This window comes from Sphingobium sp. RS1, from assembly GCF_056156825.1.
Genome location: NZ_JBLZXE010000002.1, coordinates 3,439,459 through 3,458,813, shown reverse-complemented (window position 1 = coordinate 3,458,813; position 19,355 = coordinate 3,439,459). Strand labels below are relative to the sequence as shown.

Annotated in this window: 17 protein-coding genes; 13 read left to right on the top strand and 4 right to left on the bottom strand. The window is 64.0% G+C overall.

The features are described 5' to 3' along the window. The first annotated feature begins 13 nt into the window (after nt 1–13). A complete protein-coding gene (locus ACNHGR_RS18665) occupies nt 14–946 on the top strand; it encodes a DMT family transporter (protein WP_475287988.1) in 933 nt (310 codons plus the stop codon). On the opposite strand, the gene ACNHGR_RS18660 is transcribed toward ACNHGR_RS18665, so the two are convergent. Further along, nucleotides 921–1,349: an OsmC family protein gene (locus ACNHGR_RS18660; RefSeq protein ID WP_475287987.1), complete on the bottom strand. Its 429-nt coding sequence runs from the start codon at nt 1,347–1,349 to the stop codon at nt 921–923. The genes ACNHGR_RS18665 and ACNHGR_RS18660 overlap by 26 nt on opposite strands. Before the next feature lie 87 nt (nt 1,350–1,436). Here ACNHGR_RS18660 and ACNHGR_RS18655 point away from each other — a divergent pair, with 87 nt between their 5' ends. From ACNHGR_RS18655 to ACNHGR_RS18605, 11 genes are all read left to right on the top strand, one after another. Next, a complete protein-coding gene (locus ACNHGR_RS18655; protein ID WP_475287985.1) occupies nt 1,437–1,814 on the top strand; it encodes a PRC-barrel domain-containing protein in 378 nt (125 codons plus the stop codon). 178 nt (nt 1,815–1,992) lie between these two features. After that, the gene (locus ACNHGR_RS18650) at nt 1,993–2,664 is read left to right on the top strand and encodes an RBBP9/YdeN family alpha/beta hydrolase (protein WP_475288476.1); all 672 of its coding nucleotides are present in this window, start codon (nt 1,993–1,995) and stop codon (nt 2,662–2,664) included. Nucleotides 2,665–2,768: 104 nt separating this feature from the next. Beyond that, nucleotides 2,769–2,957, top strand: coding sequence for a YezD family protein (locus ACNHGR_RS18645; RefSeq protein WP_184270558.1), 189 nt, complete (start codon nt 2,769–2,771; stop codon nt 2,955–2,957). Between the two features lie 163 nt (nt 2,958–3,120). Beyond that, the gene (locus tag ACNHGR_RS18640) at nt 3,121–5,577 is read left to right on the top strand and encodes a TonB-dependent receptor (protein ID WP_475287983.1); all 2,457 of its coding nucleotides are present in this window, start codon (nt 3,121–3,123) and stop codon (nt 5,575–5,577) included. An 89-nt stretch (nt 5,578–5,666) separates the two neighbouring features. Beyond that, nucleotides 5,667–6,539 carry a 3-methyl-2-oxobutanoate hydroxymethyltransferase gene (gene panB / locus ACNHGR_RS18635; RefSeq protein ID WP_475287982.1) on the top strand — a complete coding sequence of 291 codons (873 nt, stop codon included), beginning with the start codon at nt 5,667–5,669 and terminating at the stop codon, nt 6,537–6,539. Nucleotides 6,540–6,613: 74 nt separating this feature from the next. After that, a complete protein-coding gene (locus tag ACNHGR_RS18630) occupies nt 6,614–7,312 on the top strand; it encodes a tetratricopeptide repeat protein (RefSeq protein WP_475287980.1) in 699 nt (232 codons plus the stop codon). Nucleotides 7,313–7,320: 8 nt separating this feature from the next. After that, nucleotides 7,321–8,658, top strand: coding sequence for an outer membrane protein assembly factor BamB family protein (locus ACNHGR_RS18625; RefSeq protein ID WP_475287979.1), 1,338 nt, complete (start codon nt 7,321–7,323; stop codon nt 8,656–8,658). Nucleotides 8,659–8,753: 95 nt separating this feature from the next. Next, complete coding sequence (der, locus tag ACNHGR_RS18620) at nt 8,754–10,121, top strand: ribosome biogenesis GTPase Der (protein WP_475287977.1); 1,368 nt, start codon at nt 8,754–8,756, stop codon at nt 10,119–10,121. Nucleotides 10,122–10,125: 4 nt separating this feature from the next. Continuing rightward, nucleotides 10,126–10,338 carry a sulfurtransferase TusA family protein gene (locus ACNHGR_RS18615; protein WP_184270542.1) on the top strand — a complete coding sequence of 71 codons (213 nt, stop codon included), beginning with the start codon at nt 10,126–10,128 and terminating at the stop codon, nt 10,336–10,338. A 95-nt stretch (nt 10,339–10,433) separates the two neighbouring features. After that, nucleotides 10,434–10,874 carry an Hpt domain-containing protein gene (locus ACNHGR_RS18610; protein WP_184270539.1) on the top strand — a complete coding sequence of 147 codons (441 nt, stop codon included), beginning with the start codon at nt 10,434–10,436 and terminating at the stop codon, nt 10,872–10,874. A gap of 150 nt (nt 10,875–11,024) precedes the next feature. After that, nucleotides 11,025–12,029, top strand: coding sequence for an LLM class flavin-dependent oxidoreductase (locus ACNHGR_RS18605; protein ID WP_475287974.1), 1,005 nt, complete (start codon nt 11,025–11,027; stop codon nt 12,027–12,029). On the opposite strand, the gene ACNHGR_RS18600 is transcribed toward ACNHGR_RS18605, so the two are convergent. Then, the gene (locus ACNHGR_RS18600; protein ID WP_475288475.1) at nt 11,999–13,138 is read right to left on the bottom strand and encodes an acyltransferase family protein; all 1,140 of its coding nucleotides are present in this window, start codon (nt 13,136–13,138) and stop codon (nt 11,999–12,001) included. The genes ACNHGR_RS18605 and ACNHGR_RS18600 overlap by 31 nt on opposite strands. Before the next feature lie 212 nt (nt 13,139–13,350). Here ACNHGR_RS18600 and ACNHGR_RS18595 point away from each other — a divergent pair, with 212 nt between their 5' ends. Then, entirely contained in the window at nt 13,351–15,009 is a 1,659-nt protein-coding gene (locus ACNHGR_RS18595) for a helicase HerA domain-containing protein (RefSeq protein ID WP_184270530.1), read from the top strand. Nucleotides 15,010–15,020: 11 nt separating this feature from the next. Here the strand turns inward: ACNHGR_RS18595 and ACNHGR_RS18590 are convergent, their stop codons facing one another. Both ACNHGR_RS18590 and ACNHGR_RS18585 read right to left on the bottom strand, forming a co-directional pair. Further along, nucleotides 15,021–16,487, bottom strand: coding sequence for an MATE family efflux transporter (locus ACNHGR_RS18590; protein ID WP_475287971.1), 1,467 nt, complete (start codon nt 16,485–16,487; stop codon nt 15,021–15,023). A gap of 156 nt (nt 16,488–16,643) precedes the next feature. Then, on the bottom strand, nt 16,644–19,343 hold the full coding sequence (locus tag ACNHGR_RS18585; protein WP_475287969.1) for a valine--tRNA ligase: 2,700 nt from the start codon (nt 19,341–19,343) through the stop codon (nt 16,644–16,646). Nucleotides 19,344–19,355: the final 12 nt, after the last annotated feature.

Genomic DNA, 19,355 nt, shown 5'->3' with positions numbered 1-19,355 from the left:
CTAAGGCGTCCTCGTGTCCACCGCCGTCGATCCCACCGCCGCCCGGGAAAACCGCCCGCTCTATGCGATAGGCCTGCGCCTGATCGCCGTGCTGTGCATGTCGATCATGTTCATCACCGTGCGGCTGGCATCCGACCATGGCGTGCATGTGCTGGAATCTTTATTCTATCGTCAGGCCATGGCCCTGCCACTGGTGTTTGGCTGGATCGTCTGCACGACCGGCATCGCCGGCGTCCGCACCGCGCGGATCGGCGCCCATGCCAGCCGGATGGTGATGGGCCTGACCGGCATGACGCTCAATTTCCTCTCCTACATATTGCTGCCCCCGGCAGAGGCGACCGCCATCGGCTTCACCATGCCGATTTTCGGCACGATCCTGTCGGCGCTGATCCTGCGAGAAAGGACCGGCATCTGGCGCTGGAGCGCCGTGCTCATGGGATTTGTCGGCGTGATGGTGATGCTGCGGCCCACGGCCGGCGGCGTCGATGCGCCGATCATCGGCGTCCTGGTGGCGCTCGCCGGTGCGATCGTCACCGCCTCCATCAGCTTGGTACTGCGCGCGCTCAGCCGGACCGAACCGGCGGGCGTCATCGTCTTCTGGTTCACCCTGCTGTCCATGCCGCCGCTTGGCGTTGCCATGATCTTCGTCGGCCAGGCGCATGACCTGACGACATGGGGCCTGTTGCTGGTGATCGGCGTGGTGGGCGGCATCGCGCAATTATGCCTGACCGGCGCGCTGCGCTGGGCACCGGTGTCCGTGGTGCTGCCGATGGATTACAGCACGATCATCTGGACCACATTGCTGGGTCTGGCGCTGTGGGGCGACTGGCCGACATCGACCACCTGGATCGGTGCCGGCCTGATCGTGGCAAGCGGACTGACTATCGCCTGGCGCGAGCATGTGCTCGGCCGGCGCGCAATCACTCCAATACCGCCTCAAGACTGATATCCGCCTTCAACAGTTTGGAAATGGGGCAACCCGCCTTCGCCTTGGCTGCCAGTTCCTGAAAGGTCGCGTCGTCGGTGCCGGGAATCGTCGCCTTGAGCGTCAGATGGCTGGCGGTGACGGCAAAGCCATCGTCCAGCTTTTCCAGCGTGACGACGGCGCTGGTTTCCATCTTCTCGGCCGTCAGCCCCGCTTCGCCCAGAATCAGCGAAAGCGCCATGGTGAAGCAGGAGGCGTGGGCAGCAGCGATCAGTTCTTCCGGATTGCTGCCCGGCACGCCTTCGAAGCGTGTCGCAAAGCCATAGGGATAGGCATCGAGCGCGCCGCTCTGAGTCGAGATAGTGCCCTTCCCGTCCTTCAGGCCGCCGCTCCAGACGGCCGAACCGCTGCGATTGATCTTCATGCGCATGCTCCTTGTTGTGAAGCGGAGGAACCCCGGCGGTCCCCCATGGTTGCATGACTATAGCGACATTCGTGCAGGAGAGTGACAATGGCCAATCTTGGAATGGACCCCGCGCTGGAAAGGCGGGGCGACCTGATCGCATCCGACCGGGTCGAGGGCACCGCCGTCTACAACCGGCAGGGCGATCGGCTGGGCAAGATATCCAACTTCATGGTGGACAAGAAATCCGGGCAGGTCCGCTATGCCGTCCTGTCCTTCGGCGGCTTCCTGGGCATGGGACATGACCATTATCCCCTGCCCTGGTCGATGCTGACCTATGACGTCGCGCAGGGCGGCTATGTCGTCGATCTGGACAAGCAACTGCTGGACAATGCGCCCCGCTACACCGCCGATCATCGCCCCGACTATGATGATGGATATGGCCGGAATGTGTATCAATATTATGGGCTTATCTATCCCTGGTAAGACGGGCTCAGCGGCGTTCGGACGGCCGGTGCGGCATCATGCCGCACCGGCCGTTTTCACGTCCGCGTAACGACCTTTCCGACTGCCCAGATTTCACCACAATTCACCGCTTGCCCATTGTCTACCAGATGAATAGAATTACTGTCAGATGCTCGACTTGAAGGATGAGGATCACACCATGGAGCGATTCGGTTTTACAAGTGACGCGCGCCAGCCGGTCGTGTTGACCATTCCCGGCCTCAACAATAGCGGGCCGGGCCACTGGCAGACCTTGTGGGAAGAAAAGCGCGGCGATTGCGAGCGGGTGGACCTGGGCAGCTGGGCCAGCCCCAACCGCAACGCCTGGGTGACGCGGCTGGACGCCGCCATTCGCGAGGCAAACGGGCCGGTGATCCTGGCCGCGCACAGCCTGGGCTGCATGGCGGTCGCCTGGTGGGGTGCCCTGCAAAGCCAGGCCTATGGCTGGCCGGTGACCGGCGCCCTGCTGGTGGCGCCGCCCGATTGCGACCGAATGGAAACGCCCGAGACGATCGGCGGGTTCGGCCCGACGCCCCGCGCGCAACTGCCCTTCCCATCCATTTTGGTGGGCAGCCGCAACGACCCCTATATCTTCTTCGAACGGGCCCACAGCATCGGCAAGAACTGGGGCAGCGAATTTGTCGATGCGGGCTATGCCGGCCATATCAACGCCGAATCCGCGCTGGGCGACTGGCAATTCGGGCAGTCGCTGCTCGAACGGCTGATCGACAATGCGCAGGAACAGGCATCGGCCATGCGCCAGATGCGCCCGGCAATGCCTATGGCCCACCAGGAGCGCAGCCGCATCGGGCGAACCGCCCTGCATTCCTAGAAGCTCACCCCCGAGGGGCGCGACAAGACAAACTTGCGCGCCCCTTATATTTGCTTTTTTGTCTATCGTTCCAGTTGAGATATTAGGCGGACCCAGAGGTATTTATGAGCGAACACAAACCCATCGAACTCCGCCACGCCCGCATCGACGGCCAGCGTCCCGACATCTCCGCCAGCATCGACAAGGTCCGCGGCGTGCTGGAAGCGCTGCGCTTCGGCTCCATCACGCTGACCGTCCATGACGCGCGCGTGGTCCAGATCGACGTTACCGAAAAGACCCGCCTGACCAACTGACGGGGACTGGGGGGGGGACGGTCCATGATCCGGGTCTGGCAACAGGCCCATGCGGCAGGGGGTGAGCCGCATTCTCCATCATCCCCAATCTTACTGGCCAGAACCGGATCGCCGGGGCGGCCGCAAGCACATGAAACCGGACATCCGGATAAAGGGGAATATCATGATTGCGCGTTTCCTGTTGCTCGCCAGCGTGGCGGGCGCCTCCATCATCACGCCTGACGCATTCGCACAAGACGCCGCACAGCCGGCGGCGGATGAAGCCCAGCAGCCCAACGTGCGCGGCGAAGTGATCGTCGTCACCGCCCGCCGCCGCCAGGAAACCGCGCAGGAAGTGCCGCTGGCCATTTCCGTCGTGAAGGGCGACAGCATTGAGGCGACCGGCAATTTCAACATCGTGAAGCTGCAACAGCTCGCCCCCACCTTGCAGGTCTACACCACCAACCCGCGCAATACGTCGGTCAACATTCGCGGCCTCGGCGTGCCGTTCGGCCTGACCAGCGACGGCTTCGAACAGGGTGTCGGCATCTATGTCGACGACGTCTATAACAGCCGCGTTGCGGCGGCGACCTTCGACTTCCTTGACGTCAATCAGGTGGAAGTGCTGCGCGGCCCGCAGGGCACCCTCTACGGCAAGAACACCACCGCCGGCGCGATCAACATCACCACCAACCAGCCGACCTTCGATTTCGAAGGCCGCGCCGAACTGACCGTCGGCAACCTCAATTACAAGCAGGCCAAGGCCGCCGTATCCGGCCCGCTGTCCGAAACCATCGCCGCGCGCATCGCGGTCGCTGCCACTACCCGCCGTGGCACGCTCTATAACGTGACCAGCCAGCGCTGGATCAACGAGCAGGACAATCTGGGCATTCGCGGCCAGCTGCTGTTCAAGCCCAATGACGATTTCAGCATCACTTTGTCGGGCGATTACAGCAAGCAGGACCCCGAATGCTGCGGCACCACCTTCGTGCGCGTGGGCAAGACCCAGCGGCCGATCAATCGCCAATATGACGCGCTGGCCGCGGCGCAGGGCTATGTCGTGCCCAGCCGCAACCCCTATGACCGTCTGACCGACCTCGACTCCAACCTGAACGCCGGCAACAAGATCGGCGGCGTGTCGGCCAAGATCAAATGGGATGTCGGCCCTGGCACCCTGACCTCCGTCACCGCCTGGCGCTTCTGGGACTGGAGGCCGGAAAACGACCGCGACTTCACTGGTCTGTCGATCGTGTCCAAATCACAAAATCCGTCGCAGCAGGACCAGTATAGCCAGGAATTCCGCTACAATTACGAAAGCAAGCATGTCGACTTCGTCGTCGGCCTGTTCGGCTTCAAGCAGCGGATCGATACGCAGGGCACCGAACAGCAGGGTGAAGATGCAGCCCAATGGAGCCTTGCCCCGTCGACCGACCCGACCAATCCCGCCAATATCCCGGCGACCTTGGCCGGCCTGACCGCCAGCAACACGCAATGGCTCAAGGCCGACAGCGCAGCCCTGTTCGGCCAGCTCAGCTGGAAGGTGACCGACGCGCTGACCATCCAGCCGGGCGTGCGCCTCAACTATGACAAGAAGTCGGGCTATTATCAGCGCGTCGTCACCAACGCGCAGGGCCAGGCGATCAGCTGCACCACGGTCGCGGAACCCGGCACCATCAAGGGCACGACCCAGCAGTGCGGCATCTATCAGCCGCAGGTCAGCTCCCCGTCCGACAGCGCCTGGAATTTCACCTACGATTTCAACGTCAATTACAAGGTCGCCCGCGACGTGCTGGCCTATGCGACCTATGCCAAGAGTTTCAAGACGCTGGGCATCAACCAGAACGGCCTGCCGCTCAACGCCGACAATACCGTCAATTATGACGCCAGCACGGTGAAGCCGGAATCGGTCAACCATTATGAATTGGGCCTCAAGACCCAGTTCTGGGACCGCCGCGCGACCTTCAACCTCACCGCCTTCCGCACGGAGATCAAGAATTTCCAGGCGACCGTGAATGGCGGCCAGTTCGGCACCGTGCGCGGCTATCTCGCCAATGCCGAAAAGGTGCGCTCGCAGGGGATCGAGGCGGACTTCAAGGTCGTCGTCAGCGACCGCTTCACCGCCTATGCCAATGGCGCCTATACCGACGCCAAGTATAAGAAGTTCACCAACGCCCCCTGCCCGCCCGAACTGTCAGGTGGCACCTTGCAGCCAGCCGGCGCGACCCCGGACTATTCGCAGCCGGGCGTGCCCGGTGCGCTCAGCCCGCGCCAGTGCGATATTTCGGGACAGGATCTGCCCGGCGTGTCGAAATGGGCCTTCTCCTATGGCGCGGAATACAACATTCCCGTCACGCTGCTGGCGAAGGAAGGCCAGGTCTATCTGGGCGTCGACGGCAATTATCGCTCGGACTGGAACAGCAATGCCTCGCCGTCCATCTACACCGAGGTGGAGGGCTATGCGCTGACCAATGTCCGCGCAGGCTTCCGCGGCGAAGGGTTCGACATTTTCGGCTGGGTCCGCAACGCCTTCGACGTCAACTATATCGAAAATCTCCAGGTTGCGCCGGGCAACACCGGCCTGATCGCCGGGCAGGTCGGCGATCCCCAGACCTGGGGCGGCACGATCAAGTTCAGCTTCTGATACACACAGGAAGGGGGGCGCAGCGGCATGATGGTCGCTGCCCCCTTCCACCATTTGCGCGCCGCCGCGCGCTGGGCTAGACCGCGCCCATGTCCACGACCTTCACGCTCGACACCGCGACCAGCCGCGCCAATCCCACTCCCGCGCCGATGAAGCGCCTGACCGTGCCCGCCATCCAGCGGCGCAAGTTCGAGGGGAAGACGCAGGAACCGCTGGTCATGCTGACCGCCTATACGGCGCGGCAGGCGCAACTGCTCGACCCGCATTGCGACATGCTGCTGGTCGGCGATTCGTTGGGTCAGGTGATTTACGGCCTGCCCTCCACCCTGCCCGTCACGCTCGACATGATGATCGCCCATGGCGCCGCCGTGGTGCGTGGCAGCTATCATAGCGTCGTGCTGGTCGACATGCCCTTCGGCAGCTACGAAGGCTCTCCGCAACAGGCCTTTGCCAGCGCCAGCCGCATCATGGCGGAAACCGGCGCGGCCGGCGTCAAGCTGGAAGGCGGCGTCGCGATGGCGGAGACGATCAGCTTCCTGACCCAGCGCGGCATTCCGGTCATGGCCCATATCGGCCTGACGCCGCAGGCGGTGAATGCGCTGGGCGGCTATGGCGCGCGCGGCAAGAGCCAGGAAGAGCATGCCAAGATCATCTCCGACGCCCGCGCCGTGGCGCAGGCGGGCGCCTTCTCCATGGTGGTGGAGGGCGTGCTGGAGGATATCGCCAATGCCGTGACCGACAGCATCGACGTGCCCGTCATCGGCATCGGCGCATCGGCCCGTTGCGACGGGCAGGTGCTGGTGACTGAAGACATGCTGGGCATGTTCGAACGGGTGCCGCGCTTCGTGAAGCGCTATGACAATATCGCTGAAACAATCAGTAATGCGGCGCAACGTTATGCCGCCGACGTGCGTGACCGCAGCTTCCCGACCGACGATCAGGTCTACAGGCCCAAAAATTGATTTGCCTGTGGCATAAGCACCGCTATTGATCGCGCCTTCCGACAGAGTTTCTGTTCCATTTCTCGGAGAATGCAGTGGCCCTCACGCCGCAAAACAGCGAAGCCTTCATGCGCGAGGTCGACGAAGCCGTCCGCCAGGACCAGCTTCTGACCTTCTGGGAACGCTATGGCCGCGCGCTGCTGGTTGTGGTCGTCCTTGGCCTCGCGGCGTTCGGTGGCTGGCTCTACTGGCAGCATTATAGCAAGACCCAGTCCGAAGCCGTTTCGGAACAGATGGATACCGTGCTGACGACGGCCGCTGGCGGCGGTGCGCCCGACGCCAAGCAACTGGAAACGCTGACCAAGGCGAGCCAGCCGGGCTATCGTGCCGCAGCGCTGCTGACCCAGGCCGGCATCGCATCGCGCAAGGGCGACAGCAAGGGTGCGATCGCGCTCTATACCGCCATTGCCGCCGACACGAAGCTGGACCAGCCCTATCGCGACCTGGCGCTGATCCGCCAGACCGCGCTGGAGTTTGAGGGCCTGAAGCCCCAGCAGGTCGTGAACCGGCTGAAGCCGCTGGCCGTCGAAGGCGCACCATGGTTCGGCAGCGCCGGCGAACTGGTGGCGATTTCCTATATGAAGATGGGCAAGACCGATCTCGCCGGCCCGATGTTCGCGGCCATGGCGAAGGACAGCAATGTGCCCGAATCGATCCGTTCACGCGCCCGTCAGATGGCGGGTGTCATGGGCATCGACGCGGTCGAAATTCCGGCCGAAACCACCGAAGGATGATCGAGCGGATGGCAAGCATGAAGATGGGCCGGGTGGTGACGATGGCCGCCATGGTCGCGCTGCTGGCGGGCTGCGGCGTCGTCGGCGGCAAGAAGGGCGGCCCCAAGACCCCCGTGGTCGGCAACCGCGTGTCGATCCTGAGCAACGAGCAGGGCATCGAGGTTGAGCCAAGCCTCGCTGACGTGCAGGTCACCCTGCCCGCCCCCTATGTGAACGAAGCCTGGGCGCAGCCCGGCGGCGACCCTTCCAAGGCGATGGGTCATGTCTCGCTGGGCGGTTCGCCTAGCCAGGTGTGGAGCACCAAGATCGAGGGCAGTTCGCCGCAGGCGCGGCTTGCCGCATCGCCGGTCGTGTCCGGTGGCAAGCTGTTCGTCACCGACGCGGGCGCGCATGTCATCGCCTTCGACGCGGCCAGCGGTTCGAAGCTGTGGCAGACCAACCTGCCGTCCGAAGGCAAGGGCAATGGCCGCGCGCTGTTCGGCGGCGGCGTCAGCGTATTGGGCGACAAGGTGTTCGCCAGCACCGGTCTGGGCGATGTATTCGCCCTCAATGTCGCCGATGGCGCGATCGTCTGGAAGAAGCATCCGGGCGGCCCGCTGCGCGGCGCGCCGACGCTGGAAAATGGCCATGTCTATGTGATGGGGCAGGACAACCAGATTTTCGCGCTCGATCAGGGCAGCGGCGACACCCAGTGGACCGATAGCGGCACCTTGCAGGTCACCGGCATTTTCGGCGTCGCCGCCCCGGCCGCCGCGCAGGGTACGGTGATCGCAGGCTACAGCTCGGGTGAAATCACCGCCTATCGCTACGAAAATGGCCGCACCCTGTGGGGCGATGCGCTATCGCGCACCAGCATCTCCACCGCCGTGGCCTCGCTGACCGATATCGATGCCGATCCGGTGATCGATCGCGGCCGCGTCTTCGCCATCGGTCAGGGCGGCCGCATGGCCAGCTATGAACTGACCAGCGGCCAGCGCCTGTGGGAAATCAACATCGCCGGAATCTCCACCCCCGCCGTGGTCGGCGAATGGGTGTTCGCGGTGACCAGCGACGCGCGCCTGCTCTGCGTCGCGCGCGCCACCGGCAAGATCCGCTGGGTCAGCCAGTTGCGCCGCTGGCAGAAGGAAAAGAAGAAGGACAAGGCGATTCGTTGGACCGGCCCGGTCCTGGCGGGCGGCCGCCTGATCGTCGTGTCGACCCGTGGCGAGATGGTCTATGTCGATCCGGCGACCGGCAACGTCCAGTCGACGGTGGATATGGACAAGTCGATGTCCCTCTCCCCGATCGTCGCCAACAACATGCTTTATGTGCTGGCCGATGATGGAAAATTGACGGCGTTCCGCTAAACGTCACATTTATGCTAAGCGCTACTCCCGCGCAGGCCCCGCCTGCGCGGGAGTAGCGCGTTTAATCGGTTTGAATTTTCGGAAGGAATACGGGCATGCTGCCCAAGGTAGCCATCGTCGGACGTCCCAATGTGGGCAAGTCCACCCTGTTCAACCGTCTGGTCGGCAAGAAGCTGGCGCTGGTCGACGACCAGCCCGGCGTAACCCGCGACCGGCGCGAGGGTGAAGCACGCCTGCTCGGCCTCGATTTCACCATCGTCGACACCGCAGGCTATGAGGATGAGGACGCCAATTCCCTGCCCGGCCGGATGCGGATGCAGACCGAGGCCGCCGTCGAAGATTGCGACGTCGCGCTGTTCGTGATCGACGCGCGCGCCGGCATTACGCCGCTGGACGAGGAAATCGCCCGCTGGCTGCGCGCCAATGATGAACCCGTCATCCTGTTGGCGAACAAGGCGGAGGGCAAGGCGGCGGACGACGGCGTCATGGAATCCTTCAGCCTGGGCCTGGGCGAACCCATTCCCTTTTCCGCGGAACATGGTCAGGGCCTCGCCGACCTGTTCCAGGCGTTGCTGCCCCATCTCGACCGCGAAGAATTTCAGGCGGAAGAGAAGGAATTTTACGAGGACGAGGAAGGCGCGCCGCTCAAGCTTGCCATCGTCGGTCGTCCCAATGCGGGCAAGTCCACGCTCATCAACAAGTTTCTGGGCGAAAACCGCCTGCTGACCGGCCCGGAAGCCGGCATCACCCGCGACAGCATTGCCGTCGACTGGATGTGGACCAGCCGCGAGGGGCTGGATCGCCCCGTGCGCCTGATCGATACCGCGGGCATGCGCAAGCGCGCCAAGGTGCAGGACAAGCTGGAAAAGCTGGCCGTGTCCGACGGCCTGAACGCGGTGAACTTCGCCGAAGTGGTCGTGCTGCTGCTGGATGCCACGCGCGGGCTGGAGGCGCAGGATCTGCGCATCGCCGATCGCGTGCTGGAGGAAGGGCGCGCGCTCGTCATCGCGCTCAACAAATGGGATACGGTCGAAAATGGCTCGGCCCTCTATCAGGGCATCAAGCAGGCGTTGTCGGACGGTCTGGCGCAGGTACGCGGCGTACCGATCATGACCGTGTCGGCGGCCAGCGGAAAGGGGCTGGACGACCTGATCCATGTCGCCTTCGAAACCCGCACCGCCTGGTCGCAGCGCGTGTCGACCGGCGTGCTCAACCGCTGGTTCGAAACCGCGCTGGAGGCCAATCCGCCGCCGGCGCCGGGTGGCAAGCGGATCAAGCTGCGCTATATCACCCAGAACAAGACCCGCCCGCCAACGTTCGTGCTGTTCGGCACGCGCCTTGACGACCTGCCCGAAAGCTATCGCCGCTATCTGGTGAACGGCATCCGCAAGGAACTGGGCTTTGGCGCGGTACCGGTGCGATTGACGCTGCGCAGCCAGAAAAACCCCTACGCGACCAAATAGGGCGATGGCCGCCGATCCGGTTACCGTGAACGCCAGGGGCATGAAATGCCCTTGGCCTGCCCTGCGCGCCGCCCGTGCCCTGCGCGATGCTCCGGCGATTGTCATAGAGGCGGACGACCCGATTGCGCCGCGCGAACTGGAAGCGCTGGCACTGGCGCAGGGATGGCATTTCACCGCACTCGGCGACCATCGCTTCACCCTTGCCCGCCCAGACTGAATTGCCTCCGAAACCGATGGCATTTCGCCACGCTTTAACCCGCTATTTACCGCCTGCGCTTATTTTCACCTCGTTGGAGTGAAGGAGCGGCACGGGTGTCCCATCAAGATACCGAAATGGTCAACTGGAGCGAATTTGCGCGGACCCGGGGTGAACTGGGTGCGGCGTTTCTGCGTATCCTCGGCTATTTCCGCGAAGATGGCATAAAGTCCATCAGCGCCGTCGAGGAAGCCTTTCGCGCACGCAGCGCCGTCGACCTGATTCGCCCGGCCCATACGCTGAAGGGCGAATCGGCGCAGTTCGGCGCCTATCGCCTCAGCGCCATGGCAGAAGAGATCGAAATGGTCGCCCGCCGCTGCGTGGAAATGCATGAAGGGCCGGACGAATTGATCGAGGTGGTCGTCGCCCTGCGTCCCTGCTTTACCGAGACGATGGCGCTGCTGGATCGCGATGCCAATCCGCTGGTCGCGCGTCGCCCCACCGGCTTTGGTCGCCGGGTCGAAGCCCCCGCACCGACATTCGGCCGGGCCGTCTGACTTTTTAGAGCATCGTGCGGAAAAGTGGGAACCGGTTTTCCGCTTAAAACGATGCGACAACAACAGCTTATAGCATGCGAACTGCGTCGGATTTAACGCAGCATGCTCTAAGTCTTGAAACAAAACGCATCATGCTCCCATATGGCGAGCATGACCCGTTTCTCCCTGCTCGACCTCGTCCCCGTCCGCGAAGGCGATGATGCCGCCACGGCGCTCGCCAACGCGGCGGACCTTGCCGCCCATGCCGAACAGCTTGGCTATCACCGTTTCTGGGTGGCCGAACATCATGGCATGCCCGGCATCGCATCGGCCGCAACGGCAGTCGTGCTGGCCCATATCGGTCAGGCGACGTCGACCATCCGCATCGGTGCGGGCGGGATCATGCTGCCCAATCATGCCCCGCTGCTAATCGCGGAGCAATTCGGCACGCTCGACGCGCTTTTCCCCGGCCGCATCGACCTCGGCCTTGGTCGCGCGCCGGGATCCGACCAGCGGGTATCGCAGGCCATCCGCCGCAACCTGTCCGGCGGGCCGGACCAGTTCCCCCGCGACGTGATGGAATTGCAGGCCTATTTCGCCGATGACGAGCGGCTGCCGATTCAGGCGACGCCGGGCGCTGGCGCAGACATCCCGCTCTGGATACTCGGCTCCAGCCTTTATGGCGCACAACTGGCGGCCGCGCTCGGCCTGCCCTACGCCTTTGCTTCCCACTTCGCGCCGGCAATGCTGGACGAGGCGATCGAAATCTATCGTCGCGACTTCCGCCCCTCGGCCCAGCTCAAATATCCCTATGTGATGGCCGGCTATAATGTCTTCGCCGCCGACACCCAGGCAGAGGCGCAACTGCTGGCCAGTTCGATGCAACAGGCCTTCGTGCGGCTGCGCACCGGCCAGCCGGGCAAGCTGCAACCGCCGGTGCCGGGCTATTATGACGATCTGCCGATGCAGGCGCAGGCGATGCTGTCGGACGTGCTCAGCGTGTCCAGCATCGGAACGCAATCGGATGTGGAGCGCGACATCGCCGCCTTCCTCCGCCGGACACAGGCCGACGAACTGATCCTGACCGGCCAGATTTTCGATCCGGCCGCGCGCAAGCATAGTTTCGCCATCGCCATGGCGGCCGCTCAGACGGTGGCGAGTCGCGAAACCGCATGAGGCTCAGGCTTTTTTAACCGGCCGCCACTCAATATCCCGGCGGCCGCTGGCGCGATCCGGCGTAGCCCGCCACCGATTAGCATCACCACGCCCAGGATGATGAAGGGCTGCGCGATCAGGTAGAGGGGATAGAGCGGCGATCCCATCCGCCCGAACAGCCCGCCCAGCACCGGCCCGCCCAGCCAGATCAGGATCAGGTGCGCGCAGAAAAGGAAGAAGGCATAGGGTTCGATCCGCAGCAGCATCGCGCGTGCAGGACTGCCCGCCAATCCCCATGCAAATCGCCAGAAGGCGACTGCCGCTGCAATCCGCAATGTCAGGTCAAGCGCCCGCTGCGCCGCTGGCCAGGCGTCATCGGCCGTCGACACGGCGATATAGAGCTGCCCCGCCATCAAAAGCGCGAAAGGCAGCGCCATCAGCAGCAGCGGCCGCGCGGCTACCTTCTCCGCCCAGCCACCGCGCTGCGCCAATATGCCGAGCGCGAAAAAGACGAGGATCGAGGCCCGCATCAGCACCGGCGGACCAAAGCCGGCAATCTGGCACCCGGCAGCGACCAGCGCGATCAGCAGCAGCGACCAGTTGGGCAGGCGCACCAGCAGCGGCGCGGCGATCATGCACAGGAACAGGTCGCGCAGGAACGGCATCTGCACATTGATGTCTGGATTGCGGGTGATGATGAAAATCTCGTCGATCGTCCACCAGACCGACTGCGGCACCGGCGCGGCCAGCCCGAACTGCCATGCGGCGCCCGACACCAGCAGGATCGCGATGATGTTCCACAGCGCCATCGGCAACAGGATCGTCCGTGCCTTGCGCCGGACATGCTCGCCCCAGTCGCGGGTGCGCCGGCTGTTCGCCACCAGCCAGCCGGAAATCAGCCCCAGCAACGGCACGGCGCTCCGTCCGAACAATTCCATCAGCAACCAGCGCAGATTTTCCTGCCCCGTCCCGCGCAACGCATGCAGCGCCTCGCCATTCATGCCGGTCCAGGCGTGGACATAGACCACACCCAGGATGCAGATGACCCTGGCGATCGCGATCGCGTCAGAGCGGCGCGCGCCATCGGGCTTGAGGGTATCGGACAAGTGGCCATCCTGATTGTTGCCCATATCCAATGCCCGAAGTTGCGCCATGTTCCTACCCGAACATGCATTTGGTCCATTACGGACCCCGGCTCAGCGCCTCTTAACCTTGTCGCTCCACACTGATGCGGGCCGTGCGCATGCGGGAGGGCAAGGCAGATAAGCCAATATTTACCTCTTTTGCCTAGAAGCGGCCTGTTAACCGGAAGCCTTTCCGGTCGAAGGGACGACAAAGGCTCATGACCCATATGCCGGGCGCTCAACATTTCACCGCTGCTGCCGCCGCGCCCGCACATCTTGCTTCGGTTCCGACGATGGGCATGGTGTTCCAGATTGCCGGGTCGAGTTCCAAGGTGCTGATCGACGCGCAAACGCTGGCGATTCTGGGGCAGGACCCCGACCCCTGCATCGCCATGGCGGGTCAGGTCGGCAGCCAGGTGAAGATGCGCGTCGGCAATAGCTGGCTGGTCGCCAGCGTCCGCGCCATGACGCTGGATCAGGCGAGCAAGGGCATCGTCGCCGACATAGACTTCCTCGGCGAAGGCGATGAGGAAAAGCTGACCGGCCGCATCTATCGCTTCCGGCGCGGCGTTACCCGCTATCCCACGCCCGGCACGGACATATTCCCGGTGTCGAGCCACGATATGCGCCAGATCTACGCCGCCGATGACCGCGCCAACGTGGAAATCGGCACCGTCTATCCCACGGCGGACACGCGCGCGGCGCTTTATGTCGACTCCATGTTGGGCAAGCATTTCGCGCTGCTGGGTTCGACCGGTACGGGTAAATCGACCAGCGCGGCGCTGATCCTGCACCGCATCTGCGACCTGTCGCCGCAGGGGCATATCGTCATGATCGACCCCCATGGCGAATATGGCGCCGCCTTCGCCAGCAATGGCGCGGTCTATGACGTGAACAACCTCGCTTTGCCCTATTGGCTGATGAATTTTGAGGAGCATTGCGAGGTGTTCGTCACCTCCTCCGGCTCCGAACGCACGGTGGACAGCGATATCCTCGCCAAATGCCTGCTGGCCGCCCGGTCGAAGAACCGCCTCGCCGAAAGCATCGGCCGGCTGACGGTCGATTCGCCCGTTCCCTATCTGCTGTCGGACCTCACCACCATTCTCCAGAATGAGATGGGCAAGCTCGACAAGGGCACCAATTCGCTGCCCTATATGCGGCTGAAGACCAAGATCGACGAGATCAAGGCCGATCCGCGCTACAGCTTCATGTTCTCCGGCATGCTGGTCGCGGACACGATGCAGGCGTTCCTTGCAAAGATTTTCCGCCTGCCCTCCGACGGCAAGCCCATCTCCATTATCGACGTGTCGGCCATGCCGTCCGACATCACATCGACCGTGGTGTCGGTGCTGTCACGGCTGGTGTTCGACTATGCCATCTGGGCGCGCGACGAGCCGCAGCGCCCCATCCTCCTCGTCTGCGAAGAAGCGCACCGCTATATCCCCAACACGACCACCGGCAACGGTCAGGCCGTGCGCAAGATACTGGAACGGATCGCCAAGGAAGGCCGTAAATACGGCATTTCGCTGGGCCTCATCACCCAACGTCCATCCGACCTTGCCGAAGGCGTGCTGTCACAGTGCGGCACCATCATTTCGATGCGCCTCAACAACGACCGAGATCAGGCTTTCGTGAAGGCCGCCATGCCCGAAGGCGCGCGCGGCTTCCTCGATTCGATCCCGGCGCTGCGCAACCGGGAGGCGATCATCTGCGGCGAAGGTGTCGCCGTGCCGATCCGCGTCGCGCTCGACAATCTGGAAGAACATCGCCGCCCCGCGTCGGGCGACCCCAGCTTTACCGAACTCTGGCGTCAGGCCGGCAGCGAAGCCGACATCCTGGAACGCACCATCACCCGCTGGCGTAATCAGGGGCGCTAAGCGGCCTTCGATTACCCCGCCGGCGCGATCCGCCCGGCCGGTTCCGCCTCGCTGTTCACCGCCTCGCGGCATTCTTCCGCATGCACGGGCACCATCAGCCTGGCCTTGCGCCAGCCGCCCTTCGCATAGACGGCCCAGGCCAGCAGCAGTGCGACTCCCGATCCGACAGGGAAGCTCAGCCACAAAGCGTCGGCGCCCATCGACGGATAGCCCAGTTCATAGAAGCCCAGCCGCACCCCGAACAGGGTGAAGGTCAGGATCAACAGCGGCGCCACCACCACGCCATTGGCGCGCATCACCCCGAACAGGATCATGGTCACGCCGAAGATCATGAAGCTCCAGCTGGCGAGCAACTGCATATGCCAGGCCGCGTCGATCGCCGCCTGATTGCTGCCCAGGAACAGCGACAGCAAAGGCGCATGGAACAGCAGGATGATGAGGATCATCGTCCCGGTGACCGCCAGCAGATAGGCAATGCCATAGCCGGCGATCTTGCCGACGCGGTCCCATCGCCCGGCACCCACATTCTGCGCCGCCATGGCGCTCACCGCCGCGCCCATCGCCATCGCCGGCATCTGGAGATAGGTCCATATCTGCTGCGCCGCGCCATAGGCCGCCGTCACCAGCAACCCCTCCCGGTTGACGAGGCCGATCATGACGAGGCCGGAGGCGGACATGACGATCATCTGGAGGCCCATCGGCAGCCCCTTGGCCACCAAAATCCGCAACTGATCGGCAGCGGGCCACAAATAACGCAATTCCGCGCCGCGCAGCCGCAACGGCATGTCCTTCGCGTAAATGAAGGCCACCACCCCGATCAGGCTGATGATCCCGGCCGCCGCCGTGGCCGCTGCCGATCCGGCGATGCCATAGGCGGGGATCGGCCCCAGCCCCAGGATCAGCACCGGGTTCAGCACCAGGTCGATCGCCACGCTGACGATCATGAAGATGAGCGGCGTGCGCGCATCGCCCGCCCCGCGCAGCCCCATCATAATCATCACCACCAGCAGGGTCGCGGGCATGGCAAAGAAGATGACGCGCAGATAGACCAGCGCCAGATCGAACGCCTCGACCGGCGTCGCCAGCATGTGCAACAGCGCCGGCGCGCCGATCCAGCCGGTGATCGCGACGCCCAGCCCCAATATCGAGCAGAAGCCGACCGCCGAGCCAAAGGCCCGTCGCGCCGCGTCGATATCGCGCGCGCCGACCGACTGGGCGATCACCACGGTCGACGCCATGCCGAACCCGAACACGACCGAGAACATCAGGAACATGATGATATTGGCGTTGGCCGTCGCCGCCAGCGCCTGCGCGCCCAAAAAGCGCCCGACCCAGATCGCGTTGATCGATCCGTTGAGCGACTGGAGGATATTGGACGCCAGCGTCGGAATGGCAAACAGCAGCAGGGTTGCCGCAATCGGCCCCTGCGTAAGGTCCTTCGCGCCTGCCCTCTCTGCGCGCCCGTCCGTCCCTGCCATCGGCCTCCCTTTCCGTGCGCCTTAAAACGCAAACCCCTGTTCCCGTTCGGGCTGAGCCTGTCGAAGCCCTTCTCTTTCTTCAAGAAAGAAAGGTCCTTCGACAAGCTCAGGACGAACGATAGTAGGCATTATCCCCGGTTGAGCCGATGCAATGGCTCAGCCCAATCGCTCCAGCGCCGCCTTCAGCCGCTCGGCCTCCGCCGTCTTTTCGGCATGATCCTCGCGCGCCTTGGCGACGGCTTCGGGCTTGGCCTTCTCCACGAAGCTGGGGTTGGACAGGCGACCGCCCAGACCATCCCGCTCCTTCTCCGCCGCGGCCAGCGCCTTGGCGAGGCGGGTCTTTTCGGCCGCGATGTCGATCACGCCTTCCAGCGGCAGGATGAAGGTCGCTTCATCCACCACGATCTGCGCCGCGCCGCCCGCTGGCGGTTCGCCAAAGGTCAGACTTTCAACGCGGCCGAGGCGCCCCAACGCCACGCCCTGACGGTCCAGACGGCGCTGTGTGCCTTCCGCCGCGTCACGCACGACCATCGGCAGCTTCGCGCCGGGCGGCACATTGAGTTCGGTGCGCGCGGTGCGGATTGCGCTCACCAGCCGGATCAGCCAGTCGATCTCCGCCTGTGCGTCGGTGTCGACGGCCGCCAGCGCCTGCGGCCATTGCGCGACGATCAGTTCGCTCTCGCGCGCGCCGGTCAGGTGCCACAATTCTTCGGTGATGAAGGGCATGAAGGGATGCAGCATCACGAGAATCTGGTCGAACGCCCAGCCCGCGACGGCCTTCGTCTCGCCATCCATCGCGCCCTTGGTGAGCTCGATATACCAGTCGCAAAACTGGTCCCAGACGAAATGATAGATGGCGTTGGCGGCCGCGTCGAAGCGCAGTTCGGTCATGGCCGTGTCGATCGCCTGCACGGTCGCGACCGTCTCCGCGATGATCCAGCGGTTGACCGGCAGCGTGGCATGGGGCGCTTCATGGCTGGTGGACGCCGTCACGCCGTTCGACTGGAGGAAGCGCGCGGCGTTCCACAGCTTCGTTGCGAAGTTGCGATAGCCCTCGACCCGCTTCTCATCCATCTTCACGTCGCGGCCCTGGCTTTCCATCGCCGCCATGAAGAAGCGCAGCGCATCCGCGCCAAACTTGTCGATCAGGCCCAGCGGATCGACCACATTGCCCTTGGACTTGGACATTTTCTGTCCGTCCGCCGCGCGGACGAGGCCGTGCAGGTAGAGCTTGCGCCACGGGACATCGCCCATGAACTCCATCCCCTGCATCGCCATCCGCGCGTCCCAGAAGAACAGGATGTCGAAGCCGCTGATGAGCAGATCATTGGGGTAATGGCGCGACAGCTTGTCGCTCTGCTCCGGCCAGCCCAGCGTGCCGAACGGCCAGAGCGCAGAAGAGAACCAGGTATCGAGGACGTCGGGATCGCGGGTCAGCACCTTGTTGCCGGCCAGCGCCTGCGCCTCGGCTTCGCTTTCAGCGACATAGCTGTTGCCGTCCTCGTCGAACCAGGCCGGGATCTGATGCCCCCACCAGAGCTGGCGCGACACGCACCAGGGCTGGATATTCTCCATCCAGTTGAAGAAGGTCTTTTCCCAGGTCTTCGGCACGATCTCGATCGCACCATCGCGCACGGCCTTGGTCGGGGCGATCGCCAGCTTTTCCGCGTCGACATACCATTGGTCGGTCAGCCAGGGTTCGATGACCACGTTGGACCGGTCGCCGAACGGCGTCTGGATGGTGCGCGGCTCGAAATCGGCCGAGACTTCCTCGCCTTCCTTGTTCTTGGTGACATGGGGGACGAGGAAGCCCAACGCCTTCATCTCCGCGACCACGGCTTCGCGGGCGCCGTCCACGCCATCCTTCTTGAAGCGGTGGAGGCCGAGGAAGCGATCGGGGATCAGGCCGTCGGCGGTCTGCACCACATTCGCGTCTGCATCGAACATGTTGAGCATCTCGCCGGCCTTGAAGCCTGCGCGCTTGCCCACGTCGAAGTCGTTGAAGTCATGCCCCGGCGTGATCTTGACCGCGCCGGTGCCCAGCGCCGGGTCGGCATGTTCGTCGGCAACGATCCTGAAACGACGGCCGGTGATCGGCTGGAGGATTTCCTTGCCGATGACCGCCTTGTAGCGCTCATCGTCGGGATGCACGGCGATCGCCATATCGGCCAGCATGGTTTCGGGCCGCGTGGTGGCGACGACGATATGGTCGCTGCCGTCGGCCAGCGTGACACCGTCCGCCAGCGGATAGCGGAAGCGCCAGAAACCGCCCTTCGTCTCGACCGTCTCGACCTCAAGGTCCGAGATCGCGGAGCGGAAATGCGGGTCCCAGTTCACCAGCCGCTTGTCGCGGTACAGCAGGCCGCGCTTGTGCAGTTCCACGAAGGTCTTGATGACCGCCTTGGAAAAGCCCTCGTCCATAGTGAAACGTTCGTTCGCCCAGTCCATCGAGCAGCCGAGGCGCCGCAGCTGTCGCGTGATCGCGCCGCCGCTTTCGGCCTTCCATTCCCACACCTTTTCGACGAACTGCTCGCGAGTGAAATCGGTGCGCTTCTGCTGCTGCGCGTTGAGCTGGCGCTCCACCACCATCTGCGTCGCGATGCCGGCATGGTCGGTGCCGACCACCCACAGCGCATCCTTGCCGCGCAGCCGCTCGTAACGGATCACGATATCCTGCAACGTATTGTCGAGCGCATGGCCGATATGCAGGCTGCCGGTCACGTTGGGCGGCGGGTTGACGATGGTGAAGGGCGTCGCGTCCGGCCGTTCGGGGCGGAACAGGCCCTTCTCTTCCCAATGGGCGTACCAGCGGGATTCGATATCGGCGGGGTCGAAGGTTTTGGGCAGTTCGGTCATGGAAAGGCGCCA